Origin of the sequence: Halomonas sp. BLK-85, assembly GCF_044792155.1 — a bacterium.
Taxonomy (GTDB): Bacteria; Pseudomonadota; Gammaproteobacteria; order Pseudomonadales; family Halomonadaceae; genus Vreelandella.
The window spans coordinates 1,029,146-1,051,329 of sequence record NZ_CP087731.1; the positions used below are offsets into that span (position 1 = coordinate 1,029,146).

At 55.5% G+C, this 22,184-nt stretch carries 18 protein-coding genes; 12 read left to right on the forward strand and 6 right to left on the reverse strand.

Annotation, left to right across the window (positions count from 1 at the left end; translation table 11 throughout):
- Window positions 1–3: 3 nt before the first annotated feature.
- From LL947_RS04575 to trpC, 5 genes are all read left to right on the forward strand, one after another.
- Window positions 4–702, forward strand: coding sequence for a phosphoglycolate phosphatase (locus LL947_RS04575; RefSeq protein ID WP_290820888.1), 699 nt, complete (start codon window positions 4–6; stop codon window positions 700–702).
- A complete protein-coding gene (trpE, locus tag LL947_RS04580) occupies window positions 702–2,186 on the forward strand; it encodes an anthranilate synthase component I (protein ID WP_499834373.1) in 1,485 nt (494 codons plus the stop codon). The genes LL947_RS04575 and trpE overlap by 1 nt, the downstream gene beginning before the upstream one ends.
- A 78-nt stretch (window positions 2,187–2,264) precedes the next feature.
- Window positions 2,265–2,855: an anthranilate synthase component II gene (locus LL947_RS04585; RefSeq protein ID WP_290820886.1), complete on the forward strand. Its 591-nt coding sequence runs from the start codon at window positions 2,265–2,267 to the stop codon at window positions 2,853–2,855.
- Window positions 2,856–2,892: 37 nt separating this feature from the next.
- The gene (gene trpD, locus LL947_RS04590; protein WP_290820885.1) at window positions 2,893–3,912 is read left to right on the forward strand and encodes an anthranilate phosphoribosyltransferase; all 1,020 of its coding nucleotides are present in this window, start codon (window positions 2,893–2,895) and stop codon (window positions 3,910–3,912) included.
- A gap of 12 nt (window positions 3,913–3,924) precedes the next feature.
- Window positions 3,925–4,728, forward strand: coding sequence for an indole-3-glycerol phosphate synthase TrpC (gene trpC / locus LL947_RS04595; protein ID WP_404416860.1), 804 nt, complete (start codon window positions 3,925–3,927; stop codon window positions 4,726–4,728).
- Between the two features lie 56 nt (window positions 4,729–4,784).
- On the opposite strand, the gene ydiJ is transcribed toward trpC, so the two are convergent.
- Window positions 4,785–7,916, reverse strand: a complete 3,132-nt coding sequence (gene ydiJ, locus LL947_RS04600) for a D-2-hydroxyglutarate dehydrogenase YdiJ (RefSeq protein ID WP_499834090.1) — start codon at window positions 7,914–7,916, stop codon at window positions 4,785–4,787.
- 8 nt (window positions 7,917–7,924) lie between these two features.
- The gene (locus LL947_RS04605) at window positions 7,925–8,149 is read right to left on the reverse strand and encodes a hypothetical protein (RefSeq protein WP_499834091.1); all 225 of its coding nucleotides are present in this window, start codon (window positions 8,147–8,149) and stop codon (window positions 7,925–7,927) included.
- Between the two features lie 459 nt (window positions 8,150–8,608).
- Here LL947_RS04605 and LL947_RS04610 point away from each other — a divergent pair, with 459 nt between their 5' ends.
- Together LL947_RS04610 and LL947_RS04615 are read left to right on the forward strand one after the other, a co-directional pair.
- Window positions 8,609–9,724 (forward strand): efflux RND transporter periplasmic adaptor subunit, encoded by a 1,116-nt coding sequence (locus LL947_RS04610; RefSeq protein ID WP_499834092.1) that lies wholly within the window; start codon window positions 8,609–8,611, stop codon window positions 9,722–9,724.
- Entirely contained in the window at window positions 9,721–12,831 is a 3,111-nt protein-coding gene (locus LL947_RS04615) for an efflux RND transporter permease subunit (protein ID WP_290820875.1), read from the forward strand. The genes LL947_RS04610 and LL947_RS04615 overlap by 4 nt, the downstream gene beginning before the upstream one ends.
- Before the next feature lie 156 nt (window positions 12,832–12,987).
- On the opposite strand, the gene LL947_RS04620 is transcribed toward LL947_RS04615, so the two are convergent.
- A complete protein-coding gene (locus tag LL947_RS04620) occupies window positions 12,988–13,428 on the reverse strand; it encodes a potassium channel family protein (RefSeq protein WP_499834093.1) in 441 nt (146 codons plus the stop codon).
- Window positions 13,429–13,722: 294 nt separating this feature from the next.
- Here LL947_RS04620 and serS point away from each other — a divergent pair, with 294 nt between their 5' ends.
- Complete coding sequence (gene serS / locus LL947_RS04625; protein WP_290820871.1) at window positions 13,723–15,000, forward strand: serine--tRNA ligase; 1,278 nt, start codon at window positions 13,723–13,725, stop codon at window positions 14,998–15,000.
- Here serS and LL947_RS04630 read toward each other — a convergent pair.
- Window positions 14,990–15,703 (reverse strand): SIMPL domain-containing protein, encoded by a 714-nt coding sequence (locus tag LL947_RS04630; RefSeq protein ID WP_290820869.1) that lies wholly within the window; start codon window positions 15,701–15,703, stop codon window positions 14,990–14,992. The genes serS and LL947_RS04630 overlap by 11 nt on opposite strands.
- Before the next feature lie 318 nt (window positions 15,704–16,021).
- Here LL947_RS04630 and LL947_RS04635 point away from each other — a divergent pair, with 318 nt between their 5' ends.
- Window positions 16,022–17,146, forward strand: coding sequence for an AI-2E family transporter (locus LL947_RS04635; protein WP_290820867.1), 1,125 nt, complete (start codon window positions 16,022–16,024; stop codon window positions 17,144–17,146).
- A gap of 62 nt (window positions 17,147–17,208) precedes the next feature.
- On the opposite strand, the gene trxA is transcribed toward LL947_RS04635, so the two are convergent.
- Entirely contained in the window at window positions 17,209–17,529 is a 321-nt protein-coding gene (gene trxA / locus LL947_RS04640; protein WP_290820865.1) for a thioredoxin, read from the reverse strand.
- Between the two features lie 286 nt (window positions 17,530–17,815).
- On the opposite strand from trxA, the gene cysB reads away from it, so the two are divergent.
- On the forward strand, window positions 17,816–18,790 hold the full coding sequence (gene cysB / locus LL947_RS04645; RefSeq protein ID WP_290820863.1) for an HTH-type transcriptional regulator CysB: 975 nt from the start codon (window positions 17,816–17,818) through the stop codon (window positions 18,788–18,790).
- A gap of 1 nt (window position 18,791) precedes the next feature.
- Here cysB and pabB read toward each other — a convergent pair whose 3' ends face one another.
- Window positions 18,792–20,156, reverse strand: a complete 1,365-nt coding sequence (pabB, locus tag LL947_RS04650) for an aminodeoxychorismate synthase component I (protein WP_404416874.1) — start codon at window positions 20,154–20,156, stop codon at window positions 18,792–18,794.
- 305 nt (window positions 20,157–20,461) lie between these two features.
- Here pabB and LL947_RS04655 point away from each other — a divergent pair, with 305 nt between their 5' ends.
- Together LL947_RS04655 and prpB are read left to right on the forward strand one after the other, a co-directional pair.
- The gene (locus tag LL947_RS04655) at window positions 20,462–21,202 is read left to right on the forward strand and encodes a GntR family transcriptional regulator (RefSeq protein WP_290820860.1); all 741 of its coding nucleotides are present in this window, start codon (window positions 20,462–20,464) and stop codon (window positions 21,200–21,202) included.
- Between the two features lie 68 nt (window positions 21,203–21,270).
- Window positions 21,271–22,173, forward strand: coding sequence for a methylisocitrate lyase (gene prpB / locus LL947_RS04660; RefSeq protein ID WP_290820859.1), 903 nt, complete (start codon window positions 21,271–21,273; stop codon window positions 22,171–22,173).
- Window positions 22,174–22,184: the final 11 nt, after the last annotated feature.

Sequence of the window (22,184 nt, forward strand, 5' to 3'; positions counted from 1 at the left end):
CCGGTGCACGCACAGCTGAAAGACAAGCAACTGCTGGCCTTTGATCTGGATGGCACCCTGATTGATTCGGTGCCGGATCTGGCCGTTGCCGTTCAGAAAACGCTGGCAGGCGAAGGGCTTGCCCCGCCGCAGCAAACCCATGTGCGCGACTGGGTCGGCAACGGTGCGCCGGTGCTGATCGAACGCGCACTGAGCTGGGCGCTGGGCAAGTCGCCGAATGCGACGCTCAATGCGCGCGCCTATGACGCCTTCCTGTCCCATTACAGCCAGGCGCCTGACCATTTGACCCGCCTCTACCCGGGCGCCCTGGAGGTACTTGAGGCTGTGCGTGCGGCGGGTTTACGTCAGGTATTGATCACCAACAAGCCCGAACGTTTTATCATGCCGATTTTGCAGCATTTCGCCATGTTGGAGTATTTTGATCTGTACCTGGGGGGCGATTCCCTGACGCAAAAGAAACCCCACCCGCTGCCACTGCTGCATGCGGCCAAGACATACGGCGTCAGCCCGGCAGATTGTGCCATGGTGGGCGATTCCCGCCACGATGTCGGGGCAGGCAAGGCGGCCGGTTTTACCACCTTTGCATTGCCTGGCGGCTATAACCACGGTGAGCCGATTGCCCTGAGCGCCCCGGATGTGCTGCTTGATTCCCTTTTTGATTTAATCGCTGAAACGCCCTGTGCGACAAGGACTGCCAGATGATGACGCCGGACACCTTTGCCGAGCTGGCCCAGGCGGGCTATAACCGTATTCCTGTTTCCCGTGATGTGCTGGCGGACCTGGATACACCGCTTTCGACCTATCTGAAACTGGCCAATATGCCCTGGACCTTCCTGCTGGAGTCGGTTCAAGGCGGTGAAAAGTGGGGGCGCTATTCGATTATCGGCCTGCCTTGCCAGGAGCGCATTGAAGTGCGTGGATTTACCGTGCGCCACATCCGCGAAGGCGAATCCGAAGGGGTGACCGAAGTGGCTGACCCCCTGGACTGGATCGAGCAGTTCCAGCAGCGTTTCAAGGTGCCCAAGCTGGATAACCGGCCGCGCTTTGACGGTGGTCTGGTGGGGTATTTCGGCTATGATACGATTCGTTATATCGAACCTCGTCTGCGCGGCGTCGAGAAGCCTGACCCCCTGGGGGTGCCGGACATTCTACTGATGGTGTGCAACGACCTGGTCGTCTTCGACAACCTCTCCGGGCGTTTGACGCTGCTGACCCATGTCGACCCCAGTGAACCTGAGGCCTTGGCCAAGGCTGAGCAGCATCTTAACCATCTCGAACAGCGTCTTCATGAGGCCTACACCCGGCCCGAAAGCAAGGGAAGCGGTCGTTCTGCCGTTGAAGAAAGCGATTTTGAATCCGGCTTTACCGAAGAAGGTTTCAAGGCGGCCGTGGAAAAAATCAAGGAATACGTGCTGGCAGGGGATATCATGCAGTGCGTGCCTTCCCAGCGCATGTCGACGCCTTATCAGGCGCCGCCGCTGGATCTTTACCGCGCGCTGCGCAGTCTCAATCCATCTCCTTACATGTTTTACCTCAACCTGGACGACCATCAGGTGGTCGGCTCATCGCCGGAAATCCTGACCCGCACCGAAGAAGGTGAGGTCACGGTGCGCCCGATTGCAGGGACCCGTAAGCGCGGCAGGAATGAGGAGGAAGACAGGGCGCTGGAAGCTGAACTGCTGGCGGACCCCAAGGAGCTTGCCGAACACCTGATGCTGATCGATCTGGGGCGAAACGATGTAGGCCGCATCAGCCAGACGGGCAGCGTCGAGGTAACCGATCAGATGGTGGTGGAGCGCTATTCCCACGTCATGCATATCGTTTCCAATGTTACCGGCCAGCTGATGCCGTCATTGACCGCCATGGATGCACTGCGTGCGACCTTCCCGGCAGGTACGGTGTCCGGGGCGCCGAAGATTCGCGCGCTGGAGATCATTGATGAGGTGGAGCCAGTCAAGCGCGGTATCTATTCCGGCGCGGTGGGCTACCTGTCCTGGCATGGCAATATGGACACCGCGATTGCGATTCGTACCGCAGTGATCAAGGATGGGCAGGTACATGTCCAGGCCGGTGCAGGCATCGTCGCCGACTCCGTGCCGGAACTTGAATGGCAGGAAACCCTTAACAAGGGCCGCGCCCTGTTCCGGGCGGTCGCCATGGCAGAAGGTGGATTGGATCAGCGCTAGCTGTTACTGAACCAGACCGGGTTATCGCCTGATTCAGGGGCATCACCCAAGAAATAAGTCGATGGAGTTTCAAACGCTATGCCGCAAAAAGTTCTGATGCTGGATAATTATGACAGTTTCACCTTCAATATTGTCCAGTATCTGGGTGAATTGGGCGCCGAGGTGCTGACGCATCGTAACGATGACATCAGCCTGACCCAGATCGATGCCCTGGCACCCAGCCATATCGTTATTTCCCCCGGCCCCTGCACGCCAAATGAGGCGGGTCTTTCGATGGATCTGATTCGCCATTTTGCCGGACGGTTACCCATTCTCGGGGTTTGTCTCGGGCATCAGGCCATTGGCCAGGTATATGGTGGCAAGGTGATACGCGCGCCTCAGGTGATGCATGGCAAGACGTCAGCAATCCAGCATGATGCGCAGGGCGTCTTTTCCGGGTTGAAAAATCCGCTGGACGTCACTCGCTACCATTCTCTGGTCGTGGAAAAGGACAGCCTTCCAGAGTGTCTGGAAATTACCGCCTGGACAGGCGCTGATGATGTGACGCCGGATCTGATCATGGGGCTGCGTCACCGTGAACTGGATATAGAAGGGGTGCAGTTTCACCCGGAATCGATCCTGACCCGTCAGGGCCACCAGCTGTTGGCCAACTTCCTCAAACGTCGCTGAAAGCGCACATTATCTCAGCCTGGAGGCTCACGAATTCATGCTCATGCGAGATGCCATTAACGCTGTGATGCAGCGCGAGAATCTGACCTTTGACCAGATGCACATCCTGATGCGTCAGATAATGACCGGTGAGGCAACCGATGCCCAGATTGGCGGCTTGCTGGTGGGCCTGGCAATGAAAGGCGAGAGTGCGGTGGAAATCAGTGCAGCGGCTCAGGTGATGCGCGAACTGATGAACCGTGTAACGCTGCACGCCGACAATGTGGTTGATATCGTGGGTACCGGAGGTGACGGTGCCAATCTTTTCAATGTCTCCACGGCGGCAAGTTTTGTGGCCGCCGGCGCCGGGGCACATGTGGCCAAACACGGCAATCGTAGCGTCTCTTCTTCTTCAGGCAGTGCGGATCTTTTTGATATTGCCGGTATTTATCTGGATCTCAACCCGGAGCAGGTCAGCCGCTGTATCGAGCAGGTTGGCGTAGGCTTCATGTTTGCCCCCAATCATCACCCGGCCATGCGCCACGCCATTGGCCCGCGCCGCGAGATGGGAGTGCGCACCCTGTTCAACATTCTTGGGCCCCTGACCAACCCGGCCGGTGCGCCGAACCAGGTGTTGGGGGTCTACTCGCCTGAGCTGGTACCGCTGATGGCTGAGGTGCTGCAACAGCTAGGCAGTCGTCATGTCATGGTGGTGCATTCCGAAGACGGGCTGGATGAAATTTCCCTGGCCGCTCCCACTCTGGTGGCAGAGTTGAAAGACGGTGCTATCCATCATTACACCATCGACCCAGAAGATCTGGGCATCGAGCGCCAGAGCCTGGTTTCCCTGAAAGCCAACAGTGCAACGGAGAGCCTGCAACTGGTCAAGGCCGCGTTGGCAGGTGATGGGGCGGCAGCGGAAATGGTGGCGCTGAATGCCGGTGCAGCGCTTTACTGCGCCGGTGTGGCGGATACCCTCAAGGAGGGCGTGATGGTCGCTCAGGATGCCCAGGCGTCAGGCCTGCCTTTGGAAAAACTGCGAGAGCTGGCACACTTTACCAGCGTCTTCAAACAGTAAAAGAGAGACGTTATGACTGATCAGGCAACGCCCACCATTCTAAACCGTATTCTGGCCCGCAAGGATCAGGAAGTCGCCGAGCGCCGTGAGGCGGTGTCTGAAACCGACCTGCTGACGCTGGCCAAACATCAGGGTGCACCCCGTGGATTCATTCAAGCCTTGAACCGGCGGATTGCCAGCGGTGATCCGGCCGTGATCGCCGAGATCAAGAAAGCCTCACCGTCCAAGGGCGTCATTCGTGAGCACTTCGAGCCGGCCGAGATCGCCAGACGCTATGCCGACGGCGGTGCCGCCTGTCTGTCTGTGTTAACCGATGCGGACTATTTTCAGGGTCATGAAGACTATCTGATAGCTGCCCGGGATGCCTGCAGCCTGCCGGTGGTGCGTAAGGATTTTATTACCCACGGTTACCAGGTGTCTGAAGCGAGAGCGATCGGTGCTGACTGCATCCTGCTGATTGTCTCGGCGCTGGATGATGCCCGGATGCGCGATCTTAATCAGCAGGCCCAGCAGCTGGGCATGGATGTGCTGGTGGAAGTTCACGACAGTGATGAGTTGGAAAGGGCGCTGGCGCTGGATCTCAAGCTGGTGGGTATCAACAACCGCAACCTGCATACCTTTGATACCAGCCTGAACACTACCCTGGACCTTTTGATACGTATCCCTGAAGACGTGACCGTGATTACCGAATCAGGCATCCATACCCGCGACGATGTCGAGTTGATGCGTGACCATGAAATCAATGGCTTTCTGGTCGGCGAAGCCTTTATGCGCGAAGAGGACCCCGGTCAGGCGCTGAAAAACCTGTTTTTCTAGGTTTCATGGTGTTTTCTGACTGTGCCAAGCCCCGCCGAAGCGGGGCTTGTGACGTTTTAACCGACGCTTTTCTGATCAGCCGATCTTAACTGCGTCAGCAGTGCCTGTAACGGGTGGGGCAAGGTCTGCTGGGAGAAGCGTTTGACCTGGCTGCGGCAGGAGTAACCGGTGGCCAGCAGCCGGCCACTATTTTCCTCGGCTTCCACCTGGGGCTGCCAGGATTGGGCGTAGATGGTTTTTGAGGTTGCCACGTTACGGGTTTCATGGCCGTAAGTGCCGGACATGCCGCAGCAGCCGGTGCTGGTCAGTTCAAGTTGCAAACCAAAGGCGTCAAACACCTGTTGCCAGGCCTTGGGGCTACCGGGGGCATTGGTTTTTTCGGTGCAATGGGAAAGCAGCCGGAACCCTGGGTCATCCACTTCAAGCCTGTGTGGCACCAGGGTGTTCAGACGTGTCGTCAGCCATTCCTGAAGCAATAAAACGGGGGGTACATCCTCCTGGCCAAGGGCTTTGACATATTCCTGACGGTAGGTCAGCGTCATGGCCGGATCAATGCCCACGAGGGGTACCTCAAAACGTGCCAGGGTGGCCAGGCGCCTGGCCTGTTGACGGGCAGTGCGTTCGAAAGCGCCCAGAAACCCCTGCACATGCAGGGGTTTGCCGTTGGCAGAAAACGGCATGACCAGTACGCGTATCTCAAGACGCGTCAGCAGTTCGATAATGTCCATCACCAGGGTGGCTTCAAAATGCGTGGTAAAGGCATCCTGAACCAACACCACGCTATTGGCGCGCTGCTTTTCCGTCAGCATGGCCAGTGAGGTAGGCGTGGCTTCCGCAACGCCCCAGGCGCGTAGCTGTTTTTTGACACTGGCGCGGGAAACCTGTGGCGAATCGCTGATCCCCAGGCCCCTGCGCATCAGGGTGTCCACCCAGCGCTGGCCGATCACGGCATTATAAAGCGGGGCCACCCTGGCCATGGTCGGCAGCATATGCTCAGTACCACCGACAATATAGTCGCGCAGTGGGCGCAGGTAACGGCCGTGGTAAACCTCCAGAAACTGCGAGCGGAACTGGGGTACGTTAACCTTGATAGGGCACTGTCCGGCGCAGGATTTGCACGCCAGGCAGCCGGCCATGGCGTCATACACCTGGTGGGAATAGTCGTGGCGCTGTTTTCTGCTCAAGGTATTCATGGCGCGCAGCGGCAAGCGTTTAATAAAGCCAAAGACACCTTCGGCTTTTTTCTTGCGTGACTCTTCCACGACATCAATGCCTGCCTCCTGCTGCAACCGCAACCATTCACGCATCAGGCTGGCGCGGCCCTTGGGAGACTGGTTGCGATCGCGGGTGGCTTTCCACGATGGGCACATAGGATCATCCACATCGTAGTTGTAGCAGGCGCCGTTGCCGTTGCAGTAAACCGCCGCGTCATAGGCTTGCCAGGCGCGTTCATCAATTTGACGGTCAAGCTGGCCGCGTGTGGTCACGCCATCCACCTTGAGCAGGGCAGGGTCGCTGTCCCGGGCAATCACGTCGTCATCAGACTTGATGGAAGCGGGCAAGGGCGAGGCAATCTTACCCGGGTTGAGCTGGTTTTCCGGGTCAAACGCCGCTTTGACCCGCTGCAGGCTGGGGTAGAGTTCAGCAAAGAATTTGGGGCCGAATTCGGAGCGCACTCCCTTGCCATGTTCGCCCCATAGCAGGCCCCCATACTTCTGGGTCAGAGCGACGACTTCATCCGAGACCTCGCGGATCAGGCGTTCCTGTTGCGGGTCTTTCATATCAATAGCCGGGCGCACGTGAAGCACGCCGGCATCCACATGGCCAAACATGCCATACTGCAGATCGCGGGCATCCAGTGCTGCTCGGAATTCAGCGATAAAATCCGCCAGGTGCTCTGGCGGCACGGCGGTATCCTCGACAAAGGCAATCGGGCGTTTTTCGCCTTTGGCATTGCCTAACAGGCCCACGGCGCGTTTGCGCATGGCGTAGACTTTCTGGATGTCTGCCCGCCCTTGGGCCAGGGTGTAGCCCAGGCGCTGAACGCTGGTATCCCGGCTCAAGTGGTCGGTAAATGCCTTGATCCGGCGGGCCAGGCGCTCAGGGTCGTCGTCATTGAACTCGACCAGGTTGATGCCGCGGATCGGTGTATCACCTGCGGGGAAAAAGGTGGCGACGCTATCCCACACAAAATCGTCCATGGCCAGCAGTAGCACCTGATCATCGACGGTTTCGATCGAGGTCGGCCGTTCGCTGCTGGCCATCAGCGCCTTGGCATCGCGCAGGGCATCCATAAAGCCCGCGTAGCGCACATTGACCAGGGTAGAGTGCTTGGGGATAGGCAGCACATTCAGGACGGCTTCATTGAGAAACCCCAGCGAGCCTTCCGAGCCGCACAGCAGGCTGTTGATATCCAGCTCGCCCTGTTCAGTGCGCAGATGAGCCAGATCATAGCCGGTCAGGCAGCGGTTGAGAGGCGGGAATTTGGCCTCGATCAGGTCTCGCTGCTGGTCAATGATGCTGGCGGCAGTGCGGTGAATATCCCCGATGATGCCTGCCTGGTGGCAGGCAGCGTCTTCCTCAGCGCTGCTGAGTGGGCGGCTATGCAGGTGTTCACCGCCGATCAGGACAGTATCGAGCTCCAGCACGTGATGGCGGGTCTTGCCGTATTCACAGCTGCCCTGTCCACTGGCGTCGGTTGAAATCATCCCGCCAATGGTGGCGCGGTTGGAGGTGGAAAGCTCTGGCGCGAAAAACAGCCCGTGGGGTTTGAGGGCAGCGTTGAGCTGATCTTTCACCACGCCCGCCTGAACACGCACCTGGCGGTTCTCTACATCAATATCCAGAATGCGGTTCATATGCCGCGACACGTCGACCACGATGCCGTCAGTCAGTGACTGGCCGTTGGTGCCGGTGCCGCCGCCACGTGCAGTGAGCACGATATTGCGGTTGGGTACCTGGGCTGCCATTCGGGTTATTCGTTCCAGGTCTTCGCTGTGCTTTGGGTACACCACCGCCTGAGGCCAGCGTTGATAGATGGAATTGTCGGTGGCCAGCACGGTGCGGCTGGCATAATCCGGGCAAATCTCACCTTCAAAGCCATTGGCCTTGAGGATTTCAAGGAAGCGCACATAGTCACTGCTTAGCGACTCAAAGGCGACGCGGTCAGAATCCAGGGATGCAATCATGGTAGGGGCTACGCCATCGTTATCGGCTCGGCTGCCGCAGGCAGCACGAGGTGAAAGAACACGGCCAGATTCCAGCCATTCGAATGCTTCCACTTTACCGCAGGCACCCCCCGGCTGCACACAGCAGCATCGGCAAAAAAGGCCATAAAATGGCCACCGAATTTCTGCAACTGATCAGCTGGCGTTGGCTTTCCGGGCGTTCTTTTCCTCTTCAGCAGGCGCTGGCGCTTCACTGGCGCGCAAACTCCGTCCCAGCCATATGACTGTGCCAAAACAGAGAACACTGAGTAAGATGATACCGCCATATACATAAGGCATGACATTTTCCAACATGATCTCTACCTCTCATTTTGATACATGGATACCGTTTCCCATATTACGGGTTCGGGTAAGTCTTTTATTGATCCAGGTCGTGTTTCAGGATGTTTTCAAGGATGCATCAAGGACGAATTAACGCTGGATGTGAAAGGCATCAACAGCTAGTATCTGTTAAGTCAGCATATGCTAATGAGCAACTTAAGTATTAGCTGTATCAGTTTATAAAATTGCTTTTAGTTCTGATCTATTCCTATCTGCACCAACAATGAATCTACCGCTGTGTTTACCAGAGGATCAATTCAATGCGCTTCACCTATGCAAAACCTGTAAACAAATGGATTAGAACAACGTTTGTTTTTATGGGGATCGCCGTATTGGGATCAACACAAGGTTGCAGCGAGGGTGATGCGCCTGTTGAGGAAGTGATTGTCCCTGTTTCTGTGGTGACCGTTGAAAAGGCCGCGACGACACCCACCTGGTCTTTCATCGGCCGGACTGCACCTTCCCGCAAGGCAGCTATTACGTCTCGCACACAAGCCGAAATACGTAATATCAATTTCACCGAGGGCGAAAGGGTTGAGGAAGGGCAGGTATTGGTGAGCCTTGAAAGTAACAATGCCAATGCTGACCTGCGCCAGGCCGAAGCAGAATTGATTGCGGCCAATGCGGAAGTTCAGTCAGCTGCCCGAAATCTGCGTCGTGGTGAAGAAATTGCCGTCAATGGTTATCTTTCCGCGGCGGATCTCGACAAGCTAAAGGATCGCTTCAGTCAGGCTCAGGGTCGTCAAGAGGCTGCTCAGTCGGCAACACAACGGGCACAGCAGGCGCTCGAGTACACTGAAATACGCGCCCCTTTCAGTGGTTGGGTGGGTAAAGCCAACTTTGATCCAGGCGCTGTTGTCAGCCCCTCCAGTGGGCCGATTGCTGAGGTCGTCCAAACAGATCCCATGTTTGTTGAGTTTCAGGTCAATGAAGCGGATTTTCTGGCGTATCGAAACCGCGACTCCAGTAGTGAATTCAGCCAGCAATTGGACCTGACGCTGACGCTGGCCGATGGTGATCAACATGAGCACGACGGTGAGCTTTCCTTTACTGACATAAGAGTCGATGAGCGCATGGGAACGGTGGCTGCCCGCGCTGCCTTTCCTAACCCTGATGCAACCCTGGTGCCAGGGCTTTTCGTGACACTTAATGTGGAACAGCGCCAGGGCGTGGAGAAAATACTGGTTCCACAAGTAGCGCTTCAGGAAAATAACGAAGGCAAGTTTGTTCTGCTGGTTGATGAAAACGATCGAGTGGCGCAGCGTTTTATTCAGACGGGCGCCCGGCAAGGTGCTTTATGGACAGTTGAAGCAGGGTTGGACAGTGGTGAGGCGGTTATTGTTGAAGGGATCCAGAAAGTACGCACCGGTGTGCAGGTGGAACCTTTGGAAAAGCGCATCGATGCCATGACGGGTGTGATCCAGGAAGCCTCAGGGGGCGTTAAATGATCAGTCGGATATTCATCTATCGTCCCAAGTTTGCCTTTGTCATTTCGATTCTGATCACTCTGGCAGGACTTCTGGCGTTGCGGGGCTTACCGGTTAACATGTTTCCCGACATGGCACCTCCGCAGATTCAGGTGTCGGCCACGCTGCCGGGGGCCAGCGCTGAAATTGTCGAGGAAGCAGTTGTCAGGCCCATTGAGCAGCAGCTCAATGGCGTTGAAAAAATGCTCTACATGGAGTCATCCTCGACCAGTGATGGTGCCGCAAAAATAACGCTGACGTTCGAGAGTGGCACCGATACGGACATTGCCCAGGTGAATGTGCAAAATCGCGTGGCACTTGCCGAACCTTTTTTACCTGATGAGGCCAGGCGACAAGGCGTCGTAGTCAGAAAACAGTCCGGTAATATGCTGATTGGTATCAACCTTACCTCTGAGCGTGATGATCTTGACGGCGTTTTCCTGAGCAACTATGCCTCCAATAACCTGGTAGAAAGGTTGGGCCGGGTACCCGGCGTAGGCTCGGCGGAAGTTCTGGGCGCCAAGGATTACAGCATGCGGGTCTGGCTTGACCCTGAGCGTATGTCGGCACTCAATATTACAGTCTCGGAAGTAGCAGCTGCCCTCAAGGAACAAAATCAGATTGTCGCTGCGGGAAAGCTGGGTCAGGAGCCCGTACCGGACGGTCAGCAGTTTGTTTACAGCATTCAGAGTCGAGAACGATTGTCCGACCCGGATGAATTCGCACAGACCATTTTGCGCGCCAGTGACGACGGCGGCTTTGTGCGGCTGGAGGATATCGGTCGAATAGAACTTGGTTCTCGATCCTATTCTTCAACGGCCAAACTGAATAATCAGGATACTGCCTTTGTCGTTATTTATCAGTTACCTGATGCCAATGCGCTGGATGTGGCCAATCAGGTGAAAGAGGTTGTCGGTGATACCTCCGCTCGATTCCCTGATGGAGTCAGCTACGATATTCTTTTTGATACGACAGAGTTTATCGAGCGGTCCATCTCAGAAGTCCTGGTCACACTCTATCAGGCCGTGGGGCTCGTTATCCTGGTGGTTTTCCTGTTCTTGCAGAGCTGGCGGGCAACATTAATTCCCAGCATAGCCATCCCCGTCTCGCTGGTGGGTACCTTTGCCATCATGGCGGTGCTGGGCTACTCAATCAATATGATTACCCTGTTTGGTCTGGTATTGGCCATCGGGATAGTGGTTGATGATGCGATTGTCGTCATCGAGAACGTTGAACGCATACTGAAAGAGGAAAAGCTGCCTATTCAGGAAGCCGTCGCCAAGGCAATGAAGGAGGTCACAGGGCCCATCATTGCCACCACCCTGGTATTGTTGGCGGTATTTGTTCCAGTGGGCTTTATGCCCGGCATTACCGGTGAGCTGTATAAGCAGTTCTCGGTCACGATTTCCGTTGCGGTCATCATTTCTTCTATCAATGCGCTTACCCTCAGCCCAGCTTTGTGTGTGTCTCTGTTGGGGCGCGGAGGAAACACGTCTATCAAATGGATGCGCCCAGTCGACTGGCTGATTGTCAAATCCACTGATCGCTATGACGGCCTTGTGACCCGGTTATTGCGTAAAGGGTTATTGGCGGGAATTGGAAGTATAGCGCTGATAGCGCTGACAACCGGGCTTTTTCAATCTGTCCCCGGTGCCTTTGTACCTTCCGAGGATCAGGGGTTTGTGTTTGTCGATGTGCAGCTGCCGGATGCTGCCGCTCTGGAACGCACGGATGTTGTGCTGGAGGACGTGACAGAGACTGTTCTCGAAGACCCCGCTGTCACGGATTTCATTTCTGTTTCCGGGTTTTCCCTACTCGGCGGCGCCAACAGTAACAACGGTATGGGGATAGCGGTTCTCAAGGATTGGGAAGAGCGTAGCGACCAGGTATTGAGCCTGGAAAGCGTGCTGGCGCGCCTTACAAATGAGCTGGTGGTGCTACCCCAGGCGCAGGTCAGGGTATTCAATCCGCCAGCGATTCCCGGCATTGGCACCTCCTCAGGGTTTGACTTCCGGCTCCAGGATAGCCAGGGGCGCGATGTCAATCAGCTTTCCCAGGTCATGATGGGGCTCATTTATGAAGCCAATCAGCAAGAAGCGCTGGCCAATGTGTATAGTACTTTCCGCGCTAATATTCCCCAGTACCTGCTGACGGTTGACCGCAACCGGGCCAAGGCAATGGGTATACAGTTGTCGGATATTTTTACGACATTACAAACTCAACTGGGCTCTTTGTATGTGAATGACTTTACAAGGTTTGGCAAAAACTATCGGGTAATGATTCAGGCAGAAGGCGAATACCGCCGTTCTGCTGAAGATTTGTCATTTTATTACGTGCGTAACGAGTATGGTGACATGGTGCCGTTATCCACGCTGGCGTCATTGGAGCCTGTTCTGGGGCCTTCATCCATCGACCATTTCAATCTTGAGCGTGCTGTGACCATATCGGGTGAGGCAGCGCCCGGTTTTGCCAGCGGTGATGCGCTTAATGCCATGGAAGAACTTGCTCAGTCCCTGCCCCAAGGCTATTCCTTCAGCTGGGCAGGACAGAGTCTGCAGGAAATTGAGGCAGGCAGCCTGGCGACCTTGATTTTTGTGTTTGCCATTTTGCTGGTTTATCTCTTCCTGGTTGCCCAATATGAAAGCTGGAGCCTGCCACTGGCGGTCGTCGGTGCCGTGCCACTGGCGATGTTTGGCGCCATGGGCGGATTATGGATGCTGGGGTTAGCCAATGATATCTACGCCCAGGTCGGCCTGGTGCTATTGATTGGCCTCTCCACCAAGACAGCGATCCTGATTGTCGAGTTCGCCATGCAACTCCGGCAAGGTGGATTATCAACCAAAGAAGCGGCCAGAAAAGCGGCTGTCATGCGTTTCCGGGCCGTTCTCATGACAGCGTTTTCATTCATTCTGGGTGTCCTGCCGCTGGTGTTTGCGTCCGGTGCCGGAGCAGCAAGCCGCGTCAGCCTCGGGGTTACCGTCCTTAGCGGCATGATTACGGCTACCCTGTTTGGCACCCTGCTGGTACCCGTGTTCTACCAGTGGATTCAGACATTGAGAGACAGGCGGTATTCACAACCCGACGCCTGAACCTGTGTCTGATTGTTGACCGGTTTTAACGGATAGAGAAAGCGCCTTGATATTTCAAGGCGCTTTTTTTCTGGTCGAGTGCAACGAGCAATCATCAAGCAGGTGAAATTTGTCAAGGAGCTGTGCACTTGCAAAGCAGGACGTGCTCTGGAAGTGCTAAGAGATGTCATTTTGCTGATAGCGGCTGAACAGTAACCGTGTCATCAAAGAAAAGAAGAATGCTGCTGACAGACTGCACATCAGTATGCCAACCAGGCCCTGAGTTGTTGCCAATAACCGCCAAGGGTAAGCAATGACAACGTCTCCATATCCGATAGTGGTATAGGTGACGCCTGAAAAGTAAAGTGATGATTCGGCAGAGGGAAAGCTGCCATTGACGTAATAGAACATTGCCCAAAGACATATCTGAATAATATGACTGAGTAAAATGGCCCAGACAACCCTGACCAGAAGCCAGAAGGTTGAGCCAAAGGAACCAACGTCCAGAAAGTGCCTGCGCAACTGACTGGTCCATTTCACCAGCAAGGCAAGACACAGGATGTGAACAAGCACTGTCAGTGCGACCAGGCCCAGGCCGGATGTAATGAGGTAAATCATGAATGTGTGTTCACTGGAATGCGTTTACTTATTAACCAGAATCAGTATTGGCGGCTAGGCTGAATCTGTCGAGTTTCCACGTCGGTCATCGTGTGCCGCTTCATCCCTGACGGTTTACCTGTCTGCTCGCAAGACTAGCATAGATAGAACAGGAATGAAGTTGTCAGCGCCCGTTTGTTGAAGGCTATTAACGTGTTTCTTGCCATGGCCGTGTCTGCCACTTTTGCCTACAATAGGCACTTTTATCACGGCACTGGCCGTGACGTTCACTGAACCCAGGCGAAGGAATGACTCATGCTCGACCCGAAACTGCTGCGCGGTGATCTTGATATGGTGGCGAAACAACTGGCCCGCCGGGGGTTTATGTTGGATACACAGGCGCTGCAGGCGATGGAAACCAGGCGGCGTGAACTGCAGACACAGACCGAGCAGCTGCAGAGCGAACGCAACACCCGCTCCAAGGCGATTGGCAAGGCCAAAGCCAATGGGGATGATATCCAGCCGCTGCTGAACGAGGTCAGTGATCTTGGCGAGCGCCTGGATGCAGCCAAACAGCAACTGGCCGAGGTGCAGGCGCAGTGGGATGATCTGGTCAGCGGTATTCCTAATCTGCCCCATGAGAGCGTGCCTGAAGGCAAGAGTGAGGACGACAACGTTGAGCTGCACCGCTGGGGTACGCCACGTAAGTTTGATTTCAGGGTGCTGGACCATGTCGATCTGGGCAAGCAGTCGGGGTACCTGGATTTTGATCTGGCATCCAAGCTGACCGGCGCCCGTTTTGCGGTAATGCGCGGACCGGTTGCCCGCCTTCATCGGGCGCTGGCGCAGTTCATGCTGGATACGCAAACCCTCAAACATGGCTATGAAGAATGCTATGTACCTTATATGGTCAATCGCGATTCTTTGATGGGCACCGGCCAGCTGCCCAAGTTTGGTGAAGATCTGTTCAGGCTGGATGACGAGCGTGAGTATCACCTGATTCCCACTTCGGAAGTGCCGCTGACCAATTTTGTTCGCGACGAAATTGTCGATCAGGGGGTGCTACCGATGAAACTGACGGCACATACGCCATGCTTTCGTTCTGAAGCGGGTTCTCATGGGCGTGATACCCGTGGCATGATTCGCCAGCACCAATTTGACAAGGTAGAGATGGTGCAGATTGTTGAGCCCGACAAGAGCTATGAGGCACTGGAGGACATGCGCGGCCACGCGGAGGCCTTGCTGCAGGCACTGGATCTACCGTATCGGGTGGTGACCCTGTGTACCGGTGATATGGGCTTTGGGGCTGCCAAGACTTATGACCTGGAGGTCTGGTTGCCTAGCCAGGAGACCTACCGTGAGATTTCGTCGATTTCCAACTGTGAAGAATTCCAGGCTCGGCGTATGCAGGCGCGTTTCCGTCATCCGGATGAAAAGAAGCCTCAACTTGTGCATACCCTGAACGGATCTGGACTGGCCGTCGGGCGCTGCCTGCTGGCAGTGCTGGAAAATCACCAGCAGGCAGATGGCAGTGTGATCATACCTGAGCCACTGCGGCCATATATGGGTGGTATCGCGTCGATCAGTCTTTAAGTAGCCACTCCACGCTGACTTCGGCATCAATGCGCACGGTGCCGGGGCGATACTCTGTCTGGGGCGCCTTGGCTCGACCCGAATCATTCTGCTCAGCGCTCACTGCCATCATGCGCGGTTGGTAGCTGGGCGACTGGGTTTCCTGAACATGATGCACCTTTCCCAGTTCTGCGCCCAGGGTGCTGGCCATCAGATCAGCCTTGTGGCGGGCCTTATCCAACGCCTTGACCAGCGCTTCGTCGGTCACCGCGTCTCTGTCTTTAAGGTCGAACTCGACCCCATCCAGCTGATTGACACCTGCACTGATCAGCGCATCCAGAATGGCACTGACCTGTTCTATGTCATCCAGCTGAACCTTGACAGGACGTTCAAGCCGGTTTCGTTTAAGCGTTTCTCCGTCGCCGTCTTGGTTGCGGTTGTGGACCTGGCGTGGGTATATGTTCAAGGAGCCCGCTGAAATGGCGTCGCGCTCGATACCTTGTGATTCAAGCATGGTGATCAACTCGCTGGCGCGTTTTTCAAGCCTTGCCCTTGCTTCACTCAAGGCAGCCTCCTCTTCTTCTGCCAGCTGCTCGATGGCGGGTGTCTCTTCCCATAGCCGTGCATTGAGCGTGGCCCTGTCAGGTACGACTTCGATATGCGCCTTGGCATCAACATTAAGACGTGAGGTTTCGTTGGCCTGAGCAGCCGGAGTGAGTGCCATGGCTGTCATGCTGCCGACCATGAGCCAATAGGGTACACGTGGAAGTGTGCATGCCAATCTTCTGGTAAGTGCTCTCATGTGCGCTTTTCCGATAATGTTTAATGATGGCGTGGATAATTCGCGTATTAGCGGTTGACTCTGACAGTCACTTATCTCGACTTTGAGACTCGCAGGGTGCAAAAGTTCTCATTACCAGCGCGCTTAATCTAAAGGCCAACAGGTTTTTGTTCCCTGCTTACGCACCTGAGGTTTGTGCAAAGGTAGGCGAGGCGTCATCATGCAGTATCCATCACCCTGCAAGGAGGCTTTGCGCGTCATATGCTTGACCCCATTAACAAACCGCCACAAGACGATAATTATAGCAGTATGCCGCTCAACGCCACGCTATCTCTGGCAGCGCTGGTGATCATTATAGGCGGCATGAAAGCGGGCTCCAGCCTGCTGGTACCGCTTTTGCTGGCGTTTTTTATTGCGGTGGTGTGTACCTCGCCCGTGCAGTGGCTTCACCGCCTGGGGTTGTCGATGCGCCTGGCGGTGTTACTGACACTGATGGTATTGCTGGGGTTGGCATCACTGCTGGGGTTGCTGGTGGTGAACAGTTTCAGCACCTTTGTCGATTCGCTACCGGATATAGAGTCGCGCCTTTATGAGGCCTATGAGAGTTTGCTGAACACCCTGTCCTCCTTGGGGCTTGCGATAGACCCTGAGCAGCTGAATACCCTGTTTGATAATCAGAGCATCACGTCCTGGATGCCGGCGATTCTTGGCGAGATCGGCAATCTGTTCATGCAGAGCATCGTGGTATCGCTGCTTGTTGTGTTCATGCTGTTCGAGACGCTGCACTTTCGCGATAAGGTGTCGCTGGCGTTGGAAAACCCGGCCCCCAGCCTGAAGCGTTTCTCCGAGTTCAGCCGTACCTTCAAGCGCTATCTGGCAGTAAAAACGATTATCAGCCTGGCAACGGCGGTGCTGGTCTGGATTTCCTGTTTGGCGGTAGGCGTTGAATTTCCACTGTTATGGGCAGTACTGGCGTTTGCGCTGAATTTCATTCCCAATATTGGCTCGGCTATTGCGGCGGTGCCGCCGGTGCTGCTGTTGCTGGTCTCGCAGGATAGTGGTCTGTGGCAGGCGTTCTTGCTATCGATGTGCTATCTGGGTATCAACTTTGTGCTGGGTAATCTGGTGGAACCACGTCTGATGGGGCGGGCCTTGGGGTTGTCGACGCTGATCGCGTTTCTTTCTCTGGTGGTATGGGGCTGGGTGTTTGGTGTGGCGGGAATGCTACTGTCTGTACTGCTGACCATGACCCTCAAGATTGCACTCGATAGCCACCCGCAAACCCGCTGGATGGCGCATTTGCTTGGGCCAGGCGCGTATCTGGAAGATTCGGTTGAAAAACCTCTAAGTGAAGCGACCAAGCCGCCCATGAAGCGGGATGAATAGTGAAAGACGGAGATAACAAAGGCCGCCAGACAGGGCGACCTTCTCGATGAGCCTGGTGACTATCAGGCGTTTTGCTCAAGAAACTGATTGAGTTGAGACTTGGATTGGGCGCCAACCAATGAGGCAACCTTGGTGCCAGACTTGAACAGCATAACGGTGGGAACACCGCGTACGCCTTGTTCAGCGGCAATTTCAGGGGCGTCGTCAACATTGATGCTGACCACTTTCAGACCATCGCCGCGTTCCTCGGCCACTTCATCAACCACCGGAGCCATTACCTTGCAAGGGCCACACCAGGGGGCCCAGAACTTCAGTAAAACGGGCTGCTCGGCGTTGATCACTTCTTGCTCAAAATTGGCGTTAGTGACATCAACCTGGGACATAGAATTCTCCTGTTTGCGTTGCTCTTGCCATGGCGTTTCTTGGGTCGTTGCTATAGTAAATGCAACATAGATCGTGCGAATGGATAGCGCGTTGACAATGCGCCAAGCCGACAAATGTTAGCGGTCATCGGCACCAGTGGCAAATAAACACGAACGCCGTGGATTTTTTTATACTATAACGATATTATATGAATGTTTTTTATTCTATTGAGCCGAGCGTGCGCTTGTCGCCTTCGTGGGTCAAAAAAAGCGTATAGACGTTCTGCTGGCGTTTCAGGGTGAATCAATGAAGCTACAACAACTACGTTACATCTGGGAAGTCAATCGTCATAACCTGAACGTCTCTGCAACAGCACAGAGTCTGTTCACCTCTCAGCCGGGTATTTCCAAGCAGATACGCTTGCTTGAAGATGAATTGGGGGTCGAGATTTTTGCCCGCAGTGGCAAGCATTTAACGCGGGTGACGCCCGCAGGGCAGGCGATTATTCAACTGGCTGGCCAGGCCCTGCGTTTATCTGAAAATATCAAGGATGTGGCTCAGGAGTACAGTGATGAGCGACGGGGCAGTCTGTCAATTTCAACGACCCACACCCAGGCCCGCTATGCGTTGCCACCGATCATCACTGAATTTACTCAAAAATACCCGGATGTTGCCCTGCATATGCAACAGGGTACGCCTAAACAGATTGCTCAGATGGTGAGTGAAGGGCAGGCTGATTTTGCGATTGCCACAGAGTCACTGGAGCTGTTTACGGACCTGATACTGCTGCCTTGTTACCGTTGGAACCGTTGTGTGCTAGTGCCCAAGGACCACCCGTTGGCCGTGCTTGACGGTCCGTTAACCCTGGAGGCCCTGGCCGAATATGCGCTGGTGACCTATGTCTTCGGCTTCACCGGTCGCTCTCAGCTGGATGATGCCTTCAGGGAGCACGGTCTGACGCCGAATGTGGTGCTGACAGCGGCCGATGCCGATGTTATCAAGACCTATGTACGCCTGGGGATGGGCGTGGGAATTGTGGCTCACATGGCAGTTGACCCTGAGCATGATAGTGACCTGGTGGCGCTGGAAGCCGGCCATCTGTTTGCAAGCTCCACCACCAAGATCGGCATTCGGCGCGGTACCTTCATGCGCGGCTATATGTATGATTTCCTGCAGCGTTTTGCTCCGCACCTGACCCGCGAACGGGTTGATGCAGCGCTAACCGCGGGGCCACGTAATGATCAGGAACTGTTCAAGGATGTGACCTTGCCAGAATACTGATTCATTTCAGGGTCAGTGCATTGATCAGGTGGCGGATCTTGTCGATGGTCTCATCGTATTCGGCATCCGGCTGGGAGTCCGCGACCAAGCCACCACCCCCCCATAAATGCAGCTGCCCAGCGTCGGCCACGACAGTGCGAATGGCAATCGACGTGTCCATGTTTCCAGTGTGATCAATATAGCCCAGGCTGCCGCAGTAAACGCTGCGCTGGCAGGGCTCAAGCTCGTCAATAATCTGCATGGCGCGAATCTTGGGTGCGCCTGTGATGGACCCGCCAGGCGAGGCAGCTTCCAGCAGCGCCAGTGGTGTATTTGCCCTGTTCAGCTGACCTCTCACTACACTCACCAGATGATGCACATTCGGATAGCTTTCCAGCTCGCATAACTGGGGAACATGGATGCTGCCAAATTGACACACCCGGCCCAGGTCATTGCGCAGGAGATCCACAATCATGACGTTTTCAGCACGATCCTTGCGGCTGGTCAACAGCTGCCGGGCAAGCTGCTGGTCGCGCTCCCGGGTGGTGCCCCGTGGCCGGGTGCCTTTGATTGGCCGTGTCTCAACTTGGCCCTGACGCACCTGTATGAAACGTTCCGGCGACAGGGACAAGACCGCCTTGTCCTGCCAGGCCATAAAGCCTGAAAACGGCGTAGGCGTTGCGCGGCGCAGACGCAGATAAGCTGACCAGACATCGCCTTCATAGTGTGCGGAAAAGCGCTGGGCCAGGTTGATCTGGTAGCAGTCGCCGGAACGGATATAACGTTGCACCTGTTCAAACCGTTGGTGATAGCCCTCGCGAGTCATCTGCCCCCGGAAAGCCGTCTTCAAGGCAAACGGCCCCTGTGGCACGGCGTTGGCGCCCAGCCACTGCATGACCTGTTCGCGCCGGGATCGGGAAGCCAACAGAGTAGCTTCCTTTCTCAAGTGGTCAATCACCAGCGCCCAGTCATACAGGCCCATTCGTGCCAGCGGTAGTGAGGTGGTGCCAGGGTGCTGGCTGTCAAGTTGCTGGGTATGACGCCCCAGGTCATAGCTCCAGTAGCCGATCAGGCCGCCGCTAAACGGTAAGTCGTTATCCGGCATCGTGATAGTCAGCTGCGCCAGTAACCATTCCTGCAAGGCAAACGGGGTCTTATGCAGCGCCGCGGGTGGGGCAGGTAAATCACTGGCATCCATAGCCACCTCGCCGCCGAGGCCAATGGACAGTGTGGCCAGCGGGTCGCTACTGATAATGTCGTAACGACCATTGGCCTCAGGTCGGCCACTATCGAGCAAGACGGCTCCGGGGCGTTTGCGCAAACAGGCAAACACAGCAAGTGGATCAGTCACATAAGGAAGGGACGTCAGTGTCAGCGCTACGTTCATGCACCATCAGCCAGGCGAGTGAATGGCTGCACAGTTTAGGGGGGCGGTGAGCGTTAGGCCAGCGTCACCCACCGACGCGGTTTCCACGTTTTACCTACCAGCTATTGGCCGTTTCTCAGCGGGCAAGAAGATCCCTGTTGACAAAGCTAATATCCAGCATGAAAGTATAGAGATTGTTGACACTAAGGGGTAGACGAAAGGCAAGAGTACAACGAAAGATGCATAATATCGGCTATATTGGCTAGTTGACGCCAGTATCAGACGAGGATAAAGTCCACTCAAACCTTAATTGTCGACAATTAGCCATGACATCACTTGCTTCGCATTTATCACTACCCCCCGCCCACACGGCTGAAGATCCATCACCTGAAGTGCGGACCCTTGCCGAGAGGGTATTCCATCAGCTTCAGGATGCGATTGTGCGTGGGGAGATTGCGCCGGGCAGCAAGATTACCGAGCCAGGGCTTTCGAAAACCTATGGAATTTCCCGTGGGCCATTGCGTGAGGCCATGCGTCGTCTGGAAGCCCATCGTTTAATTGAACGGGTTCCTCATGTAGGTGCGCGCGTGGTGCAACTGTCCATGCGGGAACTGTTAGAGCTTTTCGATTTGCGCGAAGCGCTGGAAAGCATGGCTGCACGGCTGGCCGCAGAGCATATGACGGCGGATGAAATTGCCGGTCTGCGCAACGTGTTGGCGGTGCATGAAGGCCAGGACGATCTCAAGAGCGGTGAAGCCTATTACCAGCGCGAGGGGGATCTGGACTTTCATTATCGCATTGTACTGGGTAGCCATAACAAGATGTTGATGAACCTGTTGTGCGATGACCTTTATTACCTGGTACGGCTTTATCGCACCCAGTTCAGTGCCAGTGGATCGCGGCCTCATCGCGCCTTTGTTGAGCATCATCGTATTGTCGATGCGATTGAAGCAGGGGATGCGGAGCTGGCTGAGCTATTGATGCGTCGCCATGTCAGTGCCTCGCGTGAAAACGTTGCTGATCGCTATGCAGCAGCACTTGAACAGAAAGAAGAAACAAAAGGCTAGCGGACCAGTTAGCTATCAACGCTGGCCAACCAGCCGGCTACCCAACCGGATTTATAAGGAGACACTCCATGCCATCATCAGCTTCCTCACAACGTAGCCCCGGCGCACGCTTTCGTGCCGCGCTGGAAGCCAATCGCCCGCTGCCGATTCTGGGCACTATCAACGCCTACACCGCCATGATGGCGGAGCGTGTGGGCCATCAGGCGATCTATCTTTCGGGTGGCGGCGTTGCCAACGCTTCCTTTGGCCTGCCAGACCTTGGCATGACGACGATGAACGATGTGGTTGAAGATGCGCACCGTATCTGTGGCGCCACGGATTTGCCGCTGCTGGTGGATATCGATACCGGTTGGGGTGGTGCGTTCAACATTGAGCGTACCGTCAAGGAAATGCAGCGCGCAGGCGTTGCGGCCGTTCATATTGAAGACCAGGTTGCCCAGAAGCGCTGTGGTCATCGCCCGAACAAGGCGATTGTCTCCCAGGAAGAAATGGTTGACCGCATCAAGGCCGCCGCCGATGCGCGTATTGACCCGGATTTCTATCTGATCGCGCGTACTGATGCCTTTCAGAAAGATGGCCTGGATGCGGCCATCGAACGCTCTCAGGCGTGTATCGAAGCCGGTGCTGATGCCATCTTTGCCGAAGCGGTACATACCCTGGAAGATTACCAGGCCTTCTGCGAGCGCGTTGACGCGCCGATTCTGGCCAACATTACTGAGTTTGGCGCCACGCCGCTGTTCAGCCAGCAGGAGCTGGGCGAGGTGGGTTGCCGTATGGTGCTGTATCCGTTGTCAGCTTTCCGTGCCATGAACGCCGCTGCGCTCAAGGTCTATCAAAGCATTCTGGATAACGGCCACCAGCGTGACGTGGTGGATATCATGCAGACCCGCGATGAACTGTATGACTTCCTCAACTATCACGACTTTGAGCAGAAGCTGGACAAGCTGTTTGCCGAGCAGGGCGGCAACTGAGCCGCAGATTG